The following is a 19,132-nucleotide window of genomic DNA, read 5'->3' on the forward strand; positions in this document are numbered from 1 at the left end:
GCGACCGCATGTCAGTGCCCGAGCGAAAACGCTCCGGTGCGGTGTCATGTTAGGGCGTCATGGTAAATGAATGGTAACCAGCGCGGCGCGCTAGATGAAAAACACCCATGTCATCACCAGGAAGACCGGGATCAGCACCGCACCCGACCACAGGATGTAACCGAAGAAGCTTGGCATTTTTATGCCCGCGTCGCGGGCGATGGCATAGACCATGAAATTTGGGGCGTTGCCGATATAGGTGTTGGCGCCCATGAACACTGCACCTGCTGAAATCGCCGCCAGCGTCGCCGCGCCCGATGCCATCAATGTCTTGGCGTCACCGCCGGTGAGTTCGAAGAACACCAGATAGGTTGGCGCATTGTCGAGGAACGACGACAGGATGCCGGTGAGCCAGAAATAGGCGGCATTGTTCGGCGTACCGTCGGCATGGCTGACCAACGCCACCAGCGGCGCAAAAGGGCCATTGGCGCCAGCCTGCAGCATGGCCATGACAGGCACGATGCAAATGAAAATGCCGGCGAACAACAGCGCGACTTCCTCGATCGGCCCCCATTTGAAATCGTTCGCCTTGCGGTGCTCGGTTTTTGTCAGCCACAGCGACGCAAATGTCACCAGCACGAAGATCACGTCGCGCAGCAAATCCTGCAATGCGAGCGGCGTGCCGAGCACGGTGAAAGTGATGCCGGGCTTCCAGCTCGCGCTCATCAGGATAGCGCCGATGATCACGACCAGTAGCAGCAGGTTGATCTTGCCGTGCAAATGCAACGGCGAATCCGGCGTCGGGTCTTTCTTCCTGGGAAAGTTGCCTTCGCGATGATGCAGCCAGACATCGAGCACCATGAAGATCGCCAGCACGATGCCGGCCGCGAACAGCGTTTCCGGAAAAATGTGCACCGTGGTCCAGAAGAAATCGACGCCGCGGAGGAAGCCTAGGAAGAGTGGGGGGTCGCCGAGTGGTGAGAGCGAGCCGCCGATATTCGAGACGAGGAAGATGAAGAACACTACCACGTGGACGTTAGTGCGACGATCGTCATTGGCGCGGATCAGCGGCCGGATCAGGATCATCGACGCGCCGGTGGTGCCGACGACGCTGGCGATCAGCGTGCCGAAGCCCAGCAGCGCCGTATTGGTGAACACGCTGTCATGCAGGTTGCCCTCGACATAGATTCCGCCGGCCACGGTGAACAGCGCCAGCAGTAGCAGAATGAACGGCAGATATTCGAGCAGCACGGTGTGGGAGAGCGTGTGCACCACGGTCGTTGCATCAGTCACGAAGAACAGCGGCACGATCACCAACGTGGCCCAGAACGCGGCGAACTTGCCGTAATGGTGCTCCCACAGGTGATGATAGAGCACCGGTCCGGTGGCGATGCACAGCAGGATGCCGGCAAACGGTAATGCCCACAGCAGCGACAGCCTGGTGCCATCGAGGCCGCCCTCGGCTGCATGCGCCATGTCGGGCGCAAGCGTGACAATGAGGAGCAAAGCAGCGAGGGCGATGAAGCGAAGCAAAAGGTGACCTTTCACTGCATCCTTGCGCGCATTGTGCGCGAACGGAGCCGATGAAGGATCAACCCTTCAGAAATTCGCCGGCCTTGTAAAGCGAGCGAAACGCCACGCCGGCCTTGGCAAAGGTCTCGGCTGCGCCTTCGTCGCGGTCCACCATGGTGAACACCAGCACGACTTCGCCGCCGGCCTCGCGCACGGCTTCGAGCGCCTTCACGGCAGAGCCACCAGTGGTGGTGACGTCCTCGACGATGACGATGCGCTTACCCTCCAGCGTCTCGCCCTTGGCGAGGCCTTCGACGGCGAGGCGCGCGCCATGTTCCTTCGGCTTCTTGCGGACGAAGAAGGCCGCGATCGGATGGTTCTTCAGCCATGAGAGCTGCGCCAGCGCGCCGGCCAGCGGTACGGCGCCCATTTCCAGCCCGCCGACATAATCGAGATTGTCGTCGCGCAGCGCGTCATAGGTCAGCTCGGCCAGCAGCGCAGCACCTTCAGGGTCGCACATGGTTGGCTTCAGGTTGAAATAGAAATTGCTCTTGCGGCCTGAAGCCAAAGTGATCTCACCATAACCGAACGAACGGTCGCGGATGATCTCGAACAGGCGGGCGCGGGCGGCTGATTTGGTCAATGGCATGTCTCTGCTGAAACGGTCTCTGTGCTGAACCGGGCGCAATCTACCGGCGCTTTCCGGCACATTCCAGACTGGCGCGGGCCTCGTCAACACTCTCCAGACCGTTTTACCGCCCATCGCGACGATGCTACAGACCGGGCAACAAGATCGGGCAAGACCGGAAGAGGAATCGCATGACTATCGAGCTGCACACCTGGAATACGCCGAATGGCCGCAAGATCTCCGTCGCACTGGAGGAAATGGGCCTGCCTTACAAGGTCTTCCCGGTGCATATCGGCAAGGGCGAGCAGATGAAGCCCGAATTCCTGAAAATCAGCCCGAACAACAAGATCCCGGCCGTCGTCGATCCCGACGGGCCGGATGGCAAGCCGGTCAGCGTGTTCGAATCCGGCGCCATCCTGCTCTATCTCGGCGAAAAGACCGGCAAATTCCTGCCGAAATCTCTCGGCGAGCGGATTCCGGTGCTGGAATGGCTGATGTGGCAGATGGGGGGCTTCGGCCCCATGCCCGGCCAGGTGCATCATTTCATCGCGCTGGAGGACGAAAGCCAGCGCGCGTATGGGTTGAAGCGTTATTCGGACGAAACGCGCCGGCTCTATGGCGTGCTGGATCGTCGCCTGGCTGACCATGAATACGTTGCCGGCGCGCTGTCGGTGGCCGATTTCGCCATCCTCGGCTGGGCCTGGCGGCATGAGCGCCACAAGGTGTCGTTCGCCGATTTCCCGAATGTCGGCCGCTGGTACGACACGCTGATGGCGCGTCCGGGTGTGAAGCGCGGCATGGACGCGAAGCTGGATTGAGGTCGGCTCCCTCTCTCCGCCTTTTGCGGGGAGAGGGCTGGGGTGAGGGGCATGGCGCTGACGTCACAACGTCCGTGCTACTCGCGTATTACTCAACGCGTGGTTCGACTTTCCGATCCGATAGACTGTTCGTGAGGCAGGCCCGGTGTCCTGCCCCTCACCAGCGCGCAAAGCTGCGCGCGACCTCTCCCCGCAAAGAGCGGGGCGAGGTTAGGAAGATCACGCCTTCCGCGTTTCCAGCGCCATCCGCACGGCGAGGCCGGCGAGCACCGTGCCCATCAACCAGCGCTGCAGTTTGAGCCAGGTCGGTCGTTCGCCGAGAAACAGCGCGATCGACCCGGCGCCGAGCGCGATCAGTCCGTTGACGCCGACGCTGATGATCGTCTGCGTCGATCCCAGCACCAGCGACTGCGTTAGCACGCTGCCCGCCGTGGGATCGATGAATTGCGGCAGCAGCGCCAGATACAGCATCGCGATCTTCGGATTGAGCAGATTGGTAACGAAGCCCATGACGAACAGCTTGCGCGGGCTGTCGATGGCGAGCTTCTTGACCTGGAACGGCGAGCGTCCGTTCGGCTTCAGCGCCTGCCATGCCAGCCACAGCAGATAGGCCGCACCGGCAATGCGCAGCGCGTCATAGGCATAGGGCACCGCGAACAGCAGCGCAGTGATGCCGAAGGCCGCGCAGAGCATGTAGAAAATGAAGCCCAGCGCCACGCCGCCGAGCGACACCATGCCGGCCGCAGGCCCCTGCGTGATCGAGCGCGAGATCAGATAGATCATGTTCGGTCCCGGCGTCAGCACCATGCCGAGCGAGACGAGGGCAAAACCGAGCAGGGATGTGAGATGGGGCATGGGACCATTCGCTGGCTGGGAATGGTCGTTGTTTAGCCCATGGGATGGCGTCGAACCATTTCAGATTCGGCATCGCAGATAGTCGAAATCCATCTGCGGCGCCGATTTGGGCGGTAAAACTAGTGCGCCTCTTCCCAATTATCCGCTGCGCGGGCATCGACTTGCAGCGGCACCGACAGCAGCACCGCCGGGAACGGCGCGTCCTGCATGGTGTGTTGCACGATCGGCAGCGTCGCCGCGACTTCGTCGTCGGGCACCTCGAAGATCAGTTCGTCATGCACCTGCAGCAGCATCTTGGCTGAGAGTTTCTTCTCCGCCAGCGCGTCTTCCATCCGCGTCATGGCGCGGCGGATGATATCGGCAGCGGTGCCCTGCAGGCGGGCGTTGATTGCGGCGCGTTCGTTGAAGGCGCGGATCGAGGCGTTCGAGGCCTTGATGTCCGGGTAATGACATTTACGCCCGAACAGGGTCTGCACATAGCCGTGCTCCCGGCAGAAATCGCGCGTCTGGTCCATATAGGCGCGGATGCCCGGGAAGCGCTCGAAGTATTTCTTGATATAGGCTCCGGCTTCCTCGCGGGGGATGCTGAGCTGGTTGGCGAGGCCGAACGCCGAAATGCCGTAGATAATGCCGAAATTGATCGCCTTGGCGCGGCGGCGGATTTCCGCCGGCATGTCCTTCACCGGCACGCCGAACATTTCCGACGCCGTCATGGCGTGAATGTCGAGGCCGTCCTGGAAGGCCTGCTTCAGCACGGGGATATCGGCGATCTCCGCCAGCAGTCGCAATTCGATCTGCGAGTAGTCGGCGGACACCAGCTTGTGTCCATCAGCGGCGATGAAGGCGCGGCGGATCTTGCGGCCGTCCTCGGTACGCACCGGAATGTTCTGCAAATTCGGTTCGTTGGACGAGAGGCGTCCCGTCGTCGTCGCCGCCAGCGCGTAAGTCGTGTGGACGCGGTGGGTCTGCGGATGCACGTAATTCGGCAGCGCGTCGGTATAGGTCGAGCGCAATTTCGAGACCTGACGCCAGTCGAGAATCTTGCGCGGGAATTCGTGGCCTTGTTCGGCGAGGTCATCGAGCACCTGCGCCGACGTCGACCATGCGCCGGTCTTGGTCTTGCTGCCGCCCGGCAGACCCATCTTGCCGAACAGGATATCGCCGAGCTGCTTGGGACTGCCGATATTGACCTCTTCGCCGGCAATCTCGCGGATTTCGGCTTCGATGCGCGCAGCGGTCTGCGCGAAGTCGGCCGAGAGTTTTGACAGCACCTGACGGTCGATGGAGATGCCGCGGCGCTCCATGCGGGCGAGCACGGAGATTAGCGGCCGCTCCAGCGTCTCATAGACGGTGGTCATGTGCTCGGCCGCCAGCCGCGGCTTCAGCACATTCCACAGCCGCAGCAGCACGTCGGCGTCTTCGGCGGCATAGGCCGTGGCGCGGTCGATCTTGACCTGCTCGAACGTCAGCTTGCCCTTACCGGAGCCGATCAGTTCGCCAAAGGTCAACATGGCATGGCCGAGCCAGATTTCGGCGAGCGCATCGAGGCCATGGGCGTTGCGCCCGGCGTCGAGCGCATAGGACATCAGTTGCACGTCGTCATGATTGCGCAGCGTGATGCCGTGCTGTGCGAGCAGCACCGCGGTGAACTTGATGTTGAAGCCGATCTTCAGCAGGCCCGCGGATTCCAGCACCGGTTTCAGCGCTTCAAGCGCATCGGCAGCCTTGATCTGGTCGGGCTCTAGATCGGCGGCGAACAGGCCTGCGCCGTCGCCGGATTGGCGATGGGCCAGCGGCACATAGCAGGCATCATTCGGACCGAGCGACAGCGCGATGCCGACCATATCGGCCTGCATCGGATCGATCGACGACGCCTTGCATTCGAATGCGACGTGACCGGTATCGACAATCCTGGCGATCCACGTGTTGAGCTCGGCAAGCGTGCGCACGGACCGGTAGTTGTCGCGCTTCACCGGCATCTTGCGTGCGGTTTCGGCGCGTGCCTTGGCCAGCGAGATCGGGGTGAGCACATCCTTGCTGCCTGGACCGGTCGCATGGGCGCTACCGCTCACTGGGCCGGTTGCGCCTGTTTTGCTTTTCGCAGTGGGTGTAGATGCAGGGGGTGCAGATTCGGTGTTCCCGAACAGATCGCCGCCTGCCTTATGAGCGGAGGGCGCGAAGCTGCTCTTCGTTGCGCTGTCGGCATCCACATCTGCCGGATCGATCTCGGCATATTCGGCAACGCGGCGCGTCAGCGTCGAGAATTCCATCGCCTTCAGGAACGCGATCAGCTTGCGTGCGTCGGGCTCATGCACTGCGAGGTCATCGAGCGGCACGTCGAGCGCGACCTTGTCGTCGAGCAGCACGAGCTGCCGCGAGATGCGCGCCTTCTCGGCGTGCTCGATCAGCGACTCACGGCGCTTCGGCTGCTTGATCTCGCCGGCGCGGTTCAGCAGCGTTTCGAGATCGCCATACTCGGTGATCAGTTGCGCAGCGGTCTTGATGCCGATGCCGGGGACGCCGGGCACGTTGTCGACGCTGTCGCCGGCCAGTGCCTGCACTTCGACAACCTTGTTCGGCGGCACGCCGAATTTCTCGATCACCTCGGCGATGCCGAGGCGGCGATCCTTCATGGTGTCGTACATGGTGACATGTTCGGTCACGAGCTGCATCAGATCCTTGTCGGAGGATACGATGGTGGCGGTGGCGCCGCGTTCACCGGCCTCGCGGACATAGGTCGCGATCAGGTCATCGGCTTCGAACCCACCTTGCTCGATGCTCGGCAGGTCGAAGGCGCGGACGGCGTCGCGGATCAGCGCGAATTGCGGGATCAGGTCGTCCGGCGCCGGTGGCCGGTGCGCCTTGTATTCGGGGTAGAGCTTGTTGCGGAAGGTCACTTCCGACTTGTCGAAGATGATCGCCAGATGCGTCGGCCGGTTGTCCGGCGGCATGTCGCGGATCAGCTTCCACAGCATGTTGCAGAAGCCCAGCACCGCATTGACCTGCAGCCCGTCGGACTTGCGGTTCAGCGGCGGCAGTGCGTGATAGGCGCGGAAAATATAGGACGAGCCGTCGACCAGAAAGACATGGTCACCCTTCGCGAGGGCCTTGACGGTGGCGGGCTTGGCGGCGGCTGTTTCTGAGGTTTTCGGCATGGCCGCAACTTAAGGATTTTCGCCGGAAATGACAGTCTGTCAGCCAGTCATCCCGCCGGTTTTTGTGATGCCGCCCGGCTTGCGTCGCGCCCTGTTCCATGTGCCCTTGCGCCGGTCATTGCCAATCGAAGGACCATTCATGCCCGAGCTCGCTGAACTGATGGACAAGTTGAAGGGCGTGGAGGCCGAGATCGAGGCCGAGCTGACCCGCCGGCGGGAAGAGCTGCGCTTCCGTTTCGAGCGGCGCAAGATTGTCTTCGAGCAGGATATCGAGAAGCTGCAGCGCGCCATCAAGGTGGGGGCGTCGAAATACCTCTTCAGCGCCAATCCGCTGATCGTGTTGTCCGCTCCGGTGATCTATTCACTGATCATCCCCTTCGTACTGATCGATCTCTGGGTGATGGCCTATCAGGCGGTCTGCTTTCCGATTTATGGCATCCCCAAGGTGCGGCGGCGCGACTATCTGGTATTCGACCGGCATCATCTCGCCTATCTCAACATCATCGAGAAGGTGAACTGCGCCTATTGCTCATACTGTAACGGCGTGGCCGCCTTCGTGCGCGAGGTTGCCGCGCGCACCGAGGTTTATTGGTGTCCGATCAAGCATGCGCGCCGCGTGCTCGGCCCGCATCCGCATTATGTCGGATTTGCGGATTTCGGCGATGCGGAAGGTTTCCGCGCCAAAATTGAGGGCATGAAGGACGGCGTGAAGCTCGATGACGGAAGGTCGCCGACGGCGGTGTAAGTTCTACTCCGCCGCCTGCAGCGTCGCGCTTTTCTTCTTCGGCACAATCCAGAACGCTGCCGGGCGCTCGAACAGGAAGTTCGCACGGACCATCAGCGCGAGCCTCCAGATCACCAGCGCGCCGATGACGCCGCAGAGTGTCACCAGCAGCGAGATCGTGCCGATGTCGAACGGGCTGAATTTCAGCAATAGCGCGCGGGATGTCGCCATAGGCAGGAAGAAGGCGAGATAGATCACGATGGAATGCTCGCCGAAGAAGCGGATGAAGCCGAGCCATTGCATCTTCGCCAGCAGCGTGCCCATCACGATGATCGCGACCGCGCCGGCAAAGCCGAGCATCAGCGAGATCACTGGCCATTCGCTGCAGCCGTCATAGACGAGAGCGGCATTGACCTGTGCCCAGGCCGCAAGGCCGACCAGCGCCATCACTGGTTTGGCCCGTGCGCGATCGGACAGCGCGAAGACTTGCGTCGCGAACAGGTAGCCCGAATAGAAATAGACGAAGCGCGCGCAGAACTCGTCGATCATCGTCCAGCCGGTGCTGATATGCGCCATCTCCAGCGCGGCGGCGATGCCCCAGATCAGCAGCGGCGGCACGCGCCGCGCCAGCTTGGTGACGATGAAGAACACCGGCAGCATATAGATGAACCACAGCGTGCCGAACGGCTCGATATAGGAGATCAGATAGAGATTGGCGACATAGGCCCAGCCGTGTTCGGCAGCAAAGCCGGGCGCCTTGAAGCCGAACTGGATGGTCACCCACAGCATGTAGAAATACAGGAAGTGGACGACCTTGCGGTCGAGATAGGTCCGCCAGTCACGGTCGATGACACGGGCCAGAAAGAGCCCGGAGATCAGGAAGAAATCCGGCATCCGGAACGGTTTGGCGAAGGCCACCAGCAGATGCATGTAGCCGGTCTGGCCGGCGGCCAGTTCGACACCCAGCACCGAATGCATCATCACCACCATGATGATGCAGATACCCTTGGCGTAATCGACCCAGTCGATTCGCTCTGTGCCTGACAGCGCCGCACGATCGGCGACGGCGAATGTGCCACTGGTGGTCATCGGTATCCCCTGTTCGGCGCTTCTTTTGGCGGGATCATGAGACGAGATCGGTTTCAATTGCCTTTCTCTGAACCCCAAATATGCCCCGCAAATGGTCGCGGCAGTGCGAGTTTGGCGGGGTGGTTAACGCAGGTTAAGGAATGTGGGATGGTCCGCCGCTCCGCTGCCGCGTATGACAGCCCGGACCATTACAGAGCCTGATTTGACCCGAACCTTCGATACATCCCTGCCCATCGATGCTGTGCTCGATGAGCTGTCAGGCGTGCTGGACGCCGGCAACGCCGCGGTGCTGGTGGCGCCGCCGGGCGCCGGCAAGACCACGCGTGTGCCGCTGGCTTTGCTCGATGCGCCGTGGCTGAAGGGCAAAAAGATCATCATGCTGGAGCCGCGGCGCATCGCAGCCCGCGCCAGCGCCGAGCGGATGGCGAAAACGCTGGGCGAACGCGTCGGCGAGACCGTCGGCTATCGCGTCCGCTTTGGCTCGAAGATCTCGCGCAACACCCGGATCGAAGTGGTCACCGAAGGCATCTTTTCGCGGCAGATCCTCGACGATCCCGAGTTGAAGAATATAGGCGCGGTGCTGTTCGACGAATTCCATGAGCGCTCGCTGGATGCCGATATGGGACTCGCTCTGGCGCGCGACGCGCAGACCGGATTGCGCGAGGATCTGCGTATCCTGGTGATGTCGGCAACCATCGACGGCGCACGCATCGCGAAGCTGCTTGGCGATGCACCGGTCATTGCCAGCGAGGGCCGCGCTTATCCCGTGGAGACGCGCTATCTCGGCCGCAAGCCCGACATCCAGCTCGAGCGGCAGATGGCCGACGCTATCGCGACCGCCTTGCGTGCCGATCCCGGCTCGGTGCTGGCCTTCCTGCCGGGTGCCGCGGAAATCCGTCGCACGCAGAACTTTCTCGCCGAGCGCGTACAGGACGCGTCCATCGAGATCGTCCCTTTATTCGGTACACTCGATGCCGGCGTACAGGACCGTGCCATCCAGCCCGCGCCCAAGGGACAGCGCAAGGTAGTGCTCGCGACGTCGATTGCCGAGACCTCGCTGACCATCGAAGGCGTGCGGATCGTGGTGGATTCCGGCGTCGCGCGCGTGCCGCGCTATGAGCCGGACATCGGACTGACGCGGCTGGAGACCGTGCGGGCCTCGCGCGCCGCCGTCGATCAGCGCCGCGGCCGCGCCGGCCGGACCGAGCCCGGCATCTGCTACCGGCTATGGGACGAGCCGCAGACCGCCTCATTGCCGGCCTACACACAGCCCGAAATTCTCAGCGCGGATCTGTCCACGCTGGTGCTCGATCTCGCGCAATGGGGCGTCAGCGATCCCGCACAACTGACCTTCCTTGATCCGCCGCCCGCGCCAGCGCTGAAGGAAGCGCGCGGCCTGCTCGGCGAACTCGGCGCGCTCGATGGCGATGGCCGTATCACCGAAGAAGGCCATGCGCTGCGCGCGCTGGCGCTGCCGCCGCGGCTGGCGCGCATGATCGTGGATTCGGCGCGCTTCGGCTATGGCGAGGAAGCTGCCGAGATCGCTGCCATCCTTACCGAGCGCGGGCTTGGTGGCGACAGTGTCGATCTCGATGTCAGACTCGATCAATTCCGCCGCGACCGCTCGCAGCGCGCCGGCAGCGCCCGGCAGCTCGCGGAGCGCTGGGCGTCGCAGGTTGAAAAATCCTCTTCTGCCCAAGAGAACGAGGAGCTTTCCACCGGCACCATGCTCGCTTTCGCCTTCCCGGATCGCATGGCCAAGAACCGCGGCAATGGCAGTTTCGTGCTGGCCAATGGTCGCGGGGCGTCGATCGAACAAAGCGCCGCGCTTGCGCGGGCGCCTTACATCGCCGTTGCCGAACTCACCGGAACCGCCGCCAATGGCCGCATCCTGCTGGCAGCGCCGATCGCGCAGGCCGATATCGAAACGCGCTTCGCCGATCAGATCGAGAATACCGACGATGTCAGTTTCGATCGCGCATCGATGTCGCTGCGTGGCCGTCGCAAGCGTGTGCTGCATGCGATCACGTTGTCGGAAGCACCGTTCACGCTGAAACCGTCCGAAGACACCGCGCGTGTCTTCGCCGACGGTCTGGTCGCCGCGGGTATCGACCGCCTGCCATGGTCCAAGGCGCTGCAGCAGTGGCGCGGACGCGTGATGTTCCTGCGTGCGTCGGAAGGCGACGCGTGGCCCGATCTGTCCGACACTGCGCTTGCCGCGACGCGCGAAAGCTGGCTGATGCCGGCGCTGTTCGACAAGATCTCGCTGAAGGACTTTTCGGCGGGCGATCTGTCCGACGCCGTGATGGGCCTGCTGCCCTGGGATCTGCGCGCGCGGCTCGACAAGGAAGCGCCAACGCATTTCGAGGCGCCGACGGGGACGGTACTGGCGATCGATTACGAAGCCGAGCAGGGGCCGACCATTGCGGTCCGTCTGCAGGAATTGTTCGGGCTCAACACCCATCCGTCGGTCGCCAAGGGCAAGGTGCCGCTGGTGCTGGAATTGCTGTCGCCGGCGCAGCGGCCGGTGCAGGTGACGCGCGATCTACCGGGCTTCTGGCGGGGCAGCTACCTCGACGTGCGCTCGGACCTTCGCGGCCGCTATCCGCGACATCCCTGGCCGGAAGATCCCGCCAATGCGCTGCCGACGCGCCGCGTGAAGCCGCGCGGGACGTGATCATCAGGCAAAGTGCCGCTCATTAACGCTTCGCTCATCCTTTTCGCGAAAATAGCAGTCTGTAAGACCGTCCTGAACGGACGGTGGTGAGCCCGTGTGATGAACTCGCGGTTCCCCTGATTGCGTTCAGTGAGGTTGCGTATGCGTAGTATCATGTTCTTCGCGGCGATCCTGATCGGTCTGGGCACCGTGATGGCGCAGATGGCCGACAAGATGACGGCGACGACGCCGGCCATGGCGAAGGCGTCATCCCCCGCACCCACCACACAGGCCAATGCAAAGGCCGGTGTCCGCAGCCTGTCGATTGCGCGCGATGCGCGCGGTCACTTCCAGACTGAGGGGAGTATCGAGGGCCAGCGCATCGGTTTCATGGTCGATACTGGCGCGTCCGTCATCGCATTGAATGAAAAGTCGGCGGCACGATTTGGTTTGCGTCCGTCGCGTGCTGATTATAACGCCACGGTGACAACGGCGAACGGAACGCTGAAGGCTGCGCGCACGCGAATCGCTGTCGTGCAGGTCGGTGAGCTGACCGTGCGTGATGTCGATGCGATGGTGCTGCCCGATGAGGCACTGTCCGAGAATCTGCTCGGCCTGTCGTTTCTCTCGAAGTTGAAACGCTTCGAATATGCAAATGGCCGGATGGTACTCGAACAGTAGTACCTCATATCCCCCACGCATTCACGCCGCAGCCCAATTCTAAACAAACTCGCATTCTTGAATGCCCGTGCTCCTTCCCACAGGCGTGCGCAAAGGCTAAGCCTGCGCATTCAAGATTGATCCCAATTGATGCGAGGTCCTGCGATGTTTCCGAAGCCGAAGCCCTTGCTCGTGCCGAATACCTACGCTTACGAATCCGAGCCGATGGTAAAGGCCACGGGTTTTCGCGAATATGACGCGCGCTGGCTGTTCGGCAAGGAAATCAACCTGATGGGCATTCAGGCGCTGGGCATGGGGCTCGGCGCGCTGATTGCAGAACTCGGCCAGAAGCAGGAAATCGTCACCGGACATGATTTCCGTGGCTACTCCGCCTCGATCAAATACGCGCTGATGACGGGCCTGATGGCCGCCGGCTGCAAGGTCCATGATATCGGCCTCGCGGTAACGCCGATGGCCTATTTCGCGCAGTTCGATCTCGATGTGCCCTGTGTCGCCATGGTGACGGCCTCGCATAACGACAATGGCTGGACCGGTGTGAAGATGGGTGCCAGCAAGCCGCTGACCTTCGGTCCGGACGAGATGACCCGGCTCAAGGAAATCGTGCTCAATGCCGAGTTCAAGAACAAGGCTGGCGGCTCCTATCAATTCCACGAAAATTATCCGGCGCGTTATATCGCCGACCTCACCAACCGCCCGAAGCTGAAGCGCAAGCTGAAGGTCGTCGTGGCCTGCGGTAACGGCACCGCGGGTGCTTTCGCACCACAAGTGATGGAAGCGATCGGCTGCGAGGTGATTCCGCTGGATACCGAGCTCGATCACACCTTTCCGAAATACAATCCGAATCCGGAAGACATGGAGATGCTGCACGCGATCCGCGATGCGGTGCTCGAACACAAGGCCGATGTCGGCCTCGGTTTCGACGGCGACGGCGATCGCTGCGGCGTCGTCGACAACACCGGCGAGGAAATCTTCGCCGACAAGGTCGGCGTGATGCTCGCCCGCGATATGTCCGCGGTTCACAAGGATGCGACCTTTGTGGTCGACGTGAAATCGACCGGACTGTTCGTGACGGATCCGGTGCTGCAGAAGCAGAATGCCAAGACGACCTACTGGAAGACCGGCCACTCCTACATGAAGCGCCGCACCAATGAGCTGAAGGCGCTCGCCGGCTTCGAGAAGTCCGGTCACTTCTTCTTCAATGCGCCGGTGGGCCGTGGCTATGACGACGGCCTCGTCTCGGCGATTGCGATCTGCGAAATGATGGACCGCGCGCCCGGCAAGACCATGGCCGATCTCAAGGAGGCGTTGCCGAAGACCTGGTCGTCGCCGACCATGTCGCCGCATTGTGCCGACGAGACCAAATACGGCGTCGTCGCTGCGGTGGTGAAGCATTTCGAGGATGCGCAGAAGAAAGGCGACAAGGTCGCCGGACAATCGATCCGCGATCTCGTCACGGTCAACGGCGTGCGCGTCACCTGCGAGGACGGCAGCTGGGGTCTGGTGCGGGCGTCATCGAACAAACCGGAGCTGGTGGTCGTGGTCGAAAGCCCGGTCTCCGAAGCGCGGATGCACGACATGTTCGAAGCCATGAATGTGGTACTGCGGACGCATCCGGAAGTCGGCGCGTATAACCAGACGATTTGATTTCTGCTGTCGTCGCCCGGCCAAGCCGCGCGACGACAGTTGGTGGAAAATCGTGCGAGTTACGTTCTGGCTGCCTGATCCGCCGCAATCATCTCCGACATCTCCCTTGCCGCCTGCGTCACATAGCGCTCCTTGTGGCGCAGCTGGACGAAGCGCCGTGTCGGCAGCGAGGCTTTGATGGCGATGAGATCACCGCTGCCGATCAAGGCGGCGGCAGCCAGGCGTGAGATGATGCTCGCACCAGCGCCGGCCACGACGGCCGCGCAGACGGCTTCGTTCGATGGCAGCTCCATGGCAACGCGAATGTGGTCAGGCGCGATTCCTGATTGGTCCAGCACCGATTGCGCGATGGCGCGCGTGCCGGAGCCGGCTTCACGCAGCACCCAGTCTGCCTCGGCGAACTGACCCGGTACGACAGCATGTTGCTTCGCCCATGGATGCGATTGACCGACCACCAGCACAAGTTCGTCGTCGCCCACGGGCTGGGTCGCGAGCGCCGGATCGTCAACCGCGCCTTCAACGATGCCGAGATCGACTTCGCCATCGCGCACCCAGTCGGCCACCTGTTCGGTATTTCCGATGCGGAGGCTGAGGTCGATGCCGGGGAAGTGCTGGCGATAGCGCGCCATGATGGGTGGTAGAAAATAGTTGCCGACGGTCTGGCTCGCGGCCAGCGCAAGGGAGCCGCGCGTCATGCCGGCCATATCGGTGAGGACGGTCGTCGCGGCGGCAGCGCGTGCCAGCACGGCCCGGGCTTCGATCAGAAAGGCGCGGCCAATCTCGGTCAATTCGATGCGGCGGCCGACGCGGTGAAACAGCTGCGTCGCATAGCGCGTTTCCAGCGCCGCAATGGCGGCGCTGGTGGCCGATTGGGTGAGATGCAGACTCTCGGCAGCCCGCGTCATGTGCTCGTGTTCGGCGACGGCGACGAATATCCGGAGCTGTTCGAGCGTCATGGCATCTCCGTCAGGTAGTCAGTTTCACCAGCATGAGGCTGAAGCCGGCAATGAATAGGAAGGCTGCGGCGCCGAGCAGCAGCGGGCGCAGGCCCTTGGCGCGCAGCTTCTGGATATTGGTTTCCAGCCCCATTGCGGCGAGCGCCATGGTCAACAGGAAGGTCGTGATCGGAATGATCAGGCTCATAGCTGCATGCGGCACGTCAACGAGGCTATTCAGGATCACCATCGCCACGAAGCCGAAGGCGAACCACGGCATCGGCACCTTGGCGCTGCCGGATTCCGCGCCGATGGCGCGTGCGCGCTGTGTCGCCAGCAGGCCAAGTGTGATCACCACCGGTGCCAGCATCATCACGCGCGCGAGTTTCGCGACGGTACCGAATTCGCCGGCGTCGCGGCTCTGCTGGAAGGTGGCCGCGACCACCTGCGCGATCTCGTGGATCGATGCGCCAGCCCAAAGCCCGAAATGATGTGGGTCGAGCTGCAGCACGCTACCGAGTAGCGGATAGACGAACATGGCGATCGAGCCAAAGATGGTGACGCAGGCGACCGCGTAGGCGACATCCTCATCGGGCGCGCGGGTCACGGTGTTGGTTGCGATCACGGCGGACGCGCCGCAAATCGATGTGCCGGCGGCGATCAGTTCGACCAGTCTGCGGTCGATACCCATCGCGCGGCCAAGCCATGTGGTGAAGATGAAGGTTGCAAGGAGCGTCGCCGCGATCACCGCGAAGCCGATGCCGCCAACTTCCAGCAACTGCGCCGCGGTGAGCTGCAGGCCGAGCAGGATGATGGCGAAGCGCAGGATGCTGCGCATGGAGAAACTGATGCCGGCTTTGGCCGCAGCCGGCGCGCCGGATGAGTTCTGGATCGCGATACCGATGCCGATGGCCAGGATCATCGGACTGGCGAGGCCGATATAGGGGATTTCACGCAAGGCGAGTGCAGTGCCGGCGATGGCGCCGGTGAGCGCCAATCCGGGAAGAAGCGGGTTGCGAGGAGCAAGCGGGCTGGTGCGGTTGGCATCTTGGGCAAGAACGGTCATGGGCCAAACTCCGGTTTGGCCACATCCTCATGCCGTTTGATCAATAAATCTAATTGATCATTATTGTTGATCCAATCGAATTATATGATTGATCTGTTTCGGCGTGGTCGCCCGGTCCGACCGGGCGACGACAGCGCGGTATTTCTCAAGCAGCCGGCATCGGTGGCACCGGCAGTGCCGTGACCGACTTGATCTTCTCCATGGCGAAGCGGGAGGTGACGTTCTTCAAGGCTACGGCACTGATCAGCTTCTTGTAGAAGATGTCGTAGCTCTGCATGTCGGCCACGACCACGCGCAGCATGTAGTCGACGTCGCCGGCCATCCGGTAGAATTCCATGACTTCGGGCATGGCGCTGACGGCATCGGCGAATTTCTTCAGCCAGGCGTCGGAATGGTCGCCGCTCTCCACCGAGACAAACACCGAGATACCCAAGCCGATCTTGTTCTGATCGACCAGCGCCACCCGGCGGAGGATCACGCCATCGGCCTCAAGGCGCTGGATGCGCTTCCAGCACGGTGTAGACGAAAGCCCGACGCGGTCGCCGATCTCGGCCACCGACAGCGAGGCGTCTTCCTGCAGGACGGTCAGGATCTTGCGATCGATCGCATCGAGGCGGCGGGTGGATTCAAGGGGCTGGTCGGCGACATCGGTCATGGGAAGAACTTTGTTCTAATTATGGGGTCGAGTAACCTCATATATAGAACATTCTTCCAAAGCAAGCCCTGTACCGCCTCAGCTAAGGGCGCCGACCCTGGATTCCCTCAAAAGCTGTTCGACTTCAGCACGTTGCGGGCAGGCAAAAGCACCGCCATAGCGGGTGCATTTCAGGGCCGCGGCGGCGGACGCGAAGCGCAGCGCCTCCGGTACCGACTTGCCGCCCGCGAATTCCAGCGCGAAGGCGCCATGGAAAATGTCGCCGGCGCCGAGGGTGTCCACGGTGTGAACGGGGAAGGCCGGGGTTTCCTTGGGATGTCCGTGCTCGTCGAGCCACAGGGTACCGCGCGGGCCGCGGGTGACGGCAAGGAAGGACGAGGTCAGCGTCGCCATCTTCTGCAGCGCCTTGAGATTGTCGGTGATGCCGGCGGTCGATTGCAGCGCATCGTCCGAGAAGATCAGGTGCGAGGAAGCGGTCAGCAGGCCCTCGCGCTGCGACAGCGTGCTGTCGATGTCGACGACGACGGGAATGCCGCGATGACGTGCCTCGATGCACAACTCGGTGGCGAAGCCGGCACAGCGGCTCTCAACCAGAATGGCGTTGCAGTCCTGCAGCAGCAGGTCGTGGTCAGGCAGCTTTACCTTCCAGAGTTCGGGATCGCGGAAGGTGACGATGGTGCGCTCGCCCGAAGGGTCGATCATGACGGCCGAGATCGGCGTCACGAGGCCCGGCATATGCACCAGATGCGCAGAGTCGATGCCTTCCTTGGCAAGATCGTCGAACACAAACTGATCGGCGGTCTCGTTCTTGTCGCCCATCGGGCCGGTCATCGACGCCCGGCCGCCCAGCCGGCTGACGCCAATGGCGGCATTGAGCGCATTGCCGCCGATGATCTGGGCGAAACGTTGGGAGGGGAATTTCTGGCCACGCCCCGGGACGGCTTCGACGGCAAAGGTCAGGTCGCGAACCGGCAGGCCGATACACAATACGTGGACAGGCTTGGCACTCATGAAGGATTCCCCGTGGTCAGGCTTGGTCGGGATGCAGCCAGCGACCGAGCAGATGATGCGCTATGGCGAATGGGTGCGGCCCCGCGAGCCCGTCCGGGTGTTCGCGTTTCCACATCAGCATCGCCTCGTCACGGTCAAACCACCGGGCGTCCTCAAGTTCCATTTTGTCGACGGTAATCTCGTCGCTGATGGCGCGCGCCGAACAGCCGATCATCAGGGATGACGGGTAGGGCCAGGGCTGCGTCATGTAATAGGTGACGTCGGTGCAGCGAATGCCGGCTTCCTCGAAGATCTCGCGCTTCACCGCGTCCTCGATGGTCTCGGCCGCTTCGACGAAGCCGGCGAGGCACGAATACATGCCCGGCGCGAACTGCTTCTGGCGGCCGAGCAGGCATTTGTCGCCCTTCTCCACCAGCATGATGACGACAGGATCGGTACGCGGGAAATGCTCGGTCTTGCAGCTCGGGCAAATGCGCTTCCAGCCGCCTTCGGCCATTGAGGACTTGGCGCCGCAATTGGCGCAAAACCCGTGGCGCTGATGCCAGGAGACGAGCGACTTGGCCTGTGCAACCGCCGAGAGTTGTTCCGGCGGCACCATGCCCTGCATGGCCATGCCGCGGAGTTCGCTGACGACGACATCGTCGCGGGTCAACAGCTTTTCGACGGCGGGTGCGCCGATGCCCATGCCGAACACCGCATCGCCATCACGTAGGCCCAGAAAGACAGTGCCAGGATTGGCGCCGAATTTCAGCGCCTCGTCGATGGTCAGCAGCGCGCGCTGGGCATCGCCATCCTTCTTCATGACCAGCGAGTCGCGGTAGATCACATAAGCGCGCGAGGAGCTTTTGCCCTCCAGCGCGAACAGTTTCTCGTCGCTGAAGCGCAGATGCGCGGCGCGGTCGAGCGTGTTAGAGACGAAGGCCGGATGGCCGAGCGGAAACAGCTTGCTTGTCATGATGGTCAACCGAGCCAGATCTTGCGGCGGAGTTCTGAGATGAAGCGCTGCACTTCTGCCGCGTCATGGGCGAGTGGTGGCATCACGCCCCAGATCGGCCGCGGCCAGGCGGCATCGGTCTTGCGGCGCGCGATGATGTGGACGTGCAACTGCGGCACCATGTTGCCGAGCGCCGCGACATTGAGCTTGTCGCATTTGGTGATTTCTTTGAGCGCGCGGCCGACGCGGTTGATCTCGGTCATCAACTGGCCCTGCGCGACCTCGTCGAGATCGATGATCTCGGTCGTGTCGGCGCGGCGCGGCACCAGCATCAGCCAGGGGTAGTGCGCGTCCTTCACCACCAGCACGCGGCTGAGGGGGAGGTCGCCGATGTCGATGGTGTCTTGTTGCAGCTGCTCGTGCAGCGACCAGGAGGAGGGAGCGGCCATTCTGACTCTCGATTAAGGCGCACAGCGTCGCAGGAAGCGGCTGCGCAGACAACTCCCGTCATGGCCCGTTTTGCGCGTCTGGACCACGTTTTCTTGCGACTTTCCTGCGCAAAACTTGCGGCGGACTTGCGACACGCGCCGCGCTTGCTTTCCGACCATTTTGGCCCCAAATAAGCACCGGGAGATTGGCGGTGGACGAGCCACTCGCCAATCGGGTCAGGTCCGGAAGGAAGCAGCCCTAACGAGATCCGGATCGGGTCGCTCGTCAGTCTCCTACTTGTTTTATCGAGCAAATTCAGCGTCCTGCACATGGGTCGTTTGCTCGGTGGGCGCCTTGTTCG

Annotated in this window: 16 protein-coding genes and 1 other RNA gene; 6 read left to right on the forward strand and 11 right to left on the reverse strand. The window is 62.5% G+C overall.

Annotation, left to right across the window (positions count from 1 at the left end; genetic code table 11):
* Positions 1-90: 90 nt before the first annotated feature.
* Together AB8B02_RS28155 and pyrE are read right to left on the reverse strand one after the other, a co-directional pair.
* Positions 91-1,455: a sodium:proton antiporter gene (locus tag AB8B02_RS28155; protein ID WP_439065958.1), complete on the reverse strand. Its 1,365-nt coding sequence runs from the start codon at positions 1,453-1,455 to the stop codon at positions 91-93.
* Positions 1,456-1,570: 115 nt separating this feature from the next.
* Positions 1,571-2,134 (reverse strand): orotate phosphoribosyltransferase, encoded by a 564-nt coding sequence (pyrE, locus tag AB8B02_RS28160; RefSeq protein ID WP_439065775.1) that lies wholly within the window; start codon positions 2,132-2,134, stop codon positions 1,571-1,573.
* A 176-nt stretch (positions 2,135-2,310) separates the two neighbouring features.
* On the opposite strand from pyrE, the gene AB8B02_RS28165 reads away from it, so the two are divergent.
* Positions 2,311-2,937: a glutathione S-transferase family protein gene (locus tag AB8B02_RS28165; RefSeq protein ID WP_439065776.1), complete on the forward strand. Its 627-nt coding sequence runs from the start codon at positions 2,311-2,313 to the stop codon at positions 2,935-2,937.
* 219 nt (positions 2,938-3,156) lie between these two features.
* On the opposite strand, the gene AB8B02_RS28170 is transcribed toward AB8B02_RS28165, so the two are convergent.
* Positions 3,157-3,792 (reverse strand): LysE family translocator, encoded by a 636-nt coding sequence (locus AB8B02_RS28170; protein ID WP_439065777.1) that lies wholly within the window; start codon positions 3,790-3,792, stop codon positions 3,157-3,159.
* A 119-nt stretch (positions 3,793-3,911) separates the two neighbouring features.
* A complete protein-coding gene (gene polA / locus AB8B02_RS28175; protein ID WP_439065778.1) occupies positions 3,912-6,947 on the reverse strand; it encodes a DNA polymerase I in 3,036 nt (1,011 codons plus the stop codon).
* A gap of 139 nt (positions 6,948-7,086) precedes the next feature.
* On the opposite strand from polA, the gene AB8B02_RS28180 reads away from it, so the two are divergent.
* Positions 7,087-7,692 carry a hypothetical protein gene (locus AB8B02_RS28180; RefSeq protein ID WP_439065779.1) on the forward strand — a complete coding sequence of 202 codons (606 nt, stop codon included), beginning with the start codon at positions 7,087-7,089 and terminating at the stop codon, positions 7,690-7,692.
* A 3-nt stretch (positions 7,693-7,695) separates the two neighbouring features.
* Here the strand turns inward: AB8B02_RS28180 and AB8B02_RS28185 are convergent, their stop codons facing one another.
* Positions 7,696-8,760: an acyltransferase family protein gene (locus tag AB8B02_RS28185; RefSeq protein WP_439065780.1), complete on the reverse strand. Its 1,065-nt coding sequence runs from the start codon at positions 8,758-8,760 to the stop codon at positions 7,696-7,698.
* A 202-nt stretch (positions 8,761-8,962) separates the two neighbouring features.
* Between AB8B02_RS28185 and hrpB the strand changes: the two genes are divergently transcribed.
* The 3 genes from hrpB to AB8B02_RS28200 all read left to right on the forward strand — a co-directional run bounded on the left by hrpB (position 8,963) and on the right by AB8B02_RS28200 (position 13,741).
* Entirely contained in the window at positions 8,963-11,437 is a 2,475-nt protein-coding gene (gene hrpB / locus AB8B02_RS28190; RefSeq protein ID WP_439065781.1) for an ATP-dependent helicase HrpB, read from the forward strand.
* A 141-nt stretch (positions 11,438-11,578) separates the two neighbouring features.
* The gene (locus AB8B02_RS28195) at positions 11,579-12,097 is read left to right on the forward strand and encodes a TIGR02281 family clan AA aspartic protease (protein WP_093759832.1); all 519 of its coding nucleotides are present in this window, start codon (positions 11,579-11,581) and stop codon (positions 12,095-12,097) included.
* 144 nt (positions 12,098-12,241) lie between these two features.
* Positions 12,242-13,741: a phosphomannomutase/phosphoglucomutase gene (locus tag AB8B02_RS28200; RefSeq protein ID WP_439065782.1), complete on the forward strand. Its 1,500-nt coding sequence runs from the start codon at positions 12,242-12,244 to the stop codon at positions 13,739-13,741.
* A 59-nt stretch (positions 13,742-13,800) separates the two neighbouring features.
* On the opposite strand, the gene AB8B02_RS28205 is transcribed toward AB8B02_RS28200, so the two are convergent.
* The 6 genes from AB8B02_RS28205 to AB8B02_RS28230 form a co-directional block, all read right to left on the reverse strand.
* Positions 13,801-14,697, reverse strand: coding sequence for a LysR substrate-binding domain-containing protein (locus AB8B02_RS28205; RefSeq protein ID WP_439065783.1), 897 nt, complete (start codon positions 14,695-14,697; stop codon positions 13,801-13,803).
* Between the two features lie 10 nt (positions 14,698-14,707).
* Positions 14,708-15,742: a YeiH family protein gene (locus tag AB8B02_RS28210; protein WP_439065784.1), complete on the reverse strand. Its 1,035-nt coding sequence runs from the start codon at positions 15,740-15,742 to the stop codon at positions 14,708-14,710.
* Between the two features lie 145 nt (positions 15,743-15,887).
* Positions 15,888-16,397 (reverse strand): Lrp/AsnC family transcriptional regulator, encoded by a 510-nt coding sequence (locus AB8B02_RS28215; RefSeq protein ID WP_089262825.1) that lies wholly within the window; start codon positions 16,395-16,397, stop codon positions 15,888-15,890.
* A 78-nt stretch (positions 16,398-16,475) separates the two neighbouring features.
* A complete protein-coding gene (locus tag AB8B02_RS28220; protein ID WP_439065785.1) occupies positions 16,476-17,408 on the reverse strand; it encodes a sugar kinase in 933 nt (310 codons plus the stop codon).
* A 16-nt stretch (positions 17,409-17,424) separates the two neighbouring features.
* Positions 17,425-18,363, reverse strand: coding sequence for an NAD(+) diphosphatase (gene nudC, locus AB8B02_RS28225; RefSeq protein WP_439065786.1), 939 nt, complete (start codon positions 18,361-18,363; stop codon positions 17,425-17,427).
* 5 nt (positions 18,364-18,368) lie between these two features.
* The gene (locus tag AB8B02_RS28230; protein WP_068732762.1) at positions 18,369-18,791 is read right to left on the reverse strand and encodes an HIT domain-containing protein; all 423 of its coding nucleotides are present in this window, start codon (positions 18,789-18,791) and stop codon (positions 18,369-18,371) included.
* Positions 18,792-18,971: 180 nt separating this feature from the next.
* Between AB8B02_RS28230 and ffs the strand changes: the two genes are divergently transcribed.
* Positions 18,972-19,068, forward strand: an RNA gene (gene ffs / locus AB8B02_RS28235) — signal recognition particle sRNA small type.
* Positions 19,069-19,132: the final 64 nt, after the last annotated feature.

It is taken from the genome of Tardiphaga sp. 862_B3_N4_1 (assembly GCF_051811085.1).
Classification (GTDB): Bacteria; Pseudomonadota; Alphaproteobacteria; order Rhizobiales; family Xanthobacteraceae; genus Tardiphaga; species Tardiphaga robiniae.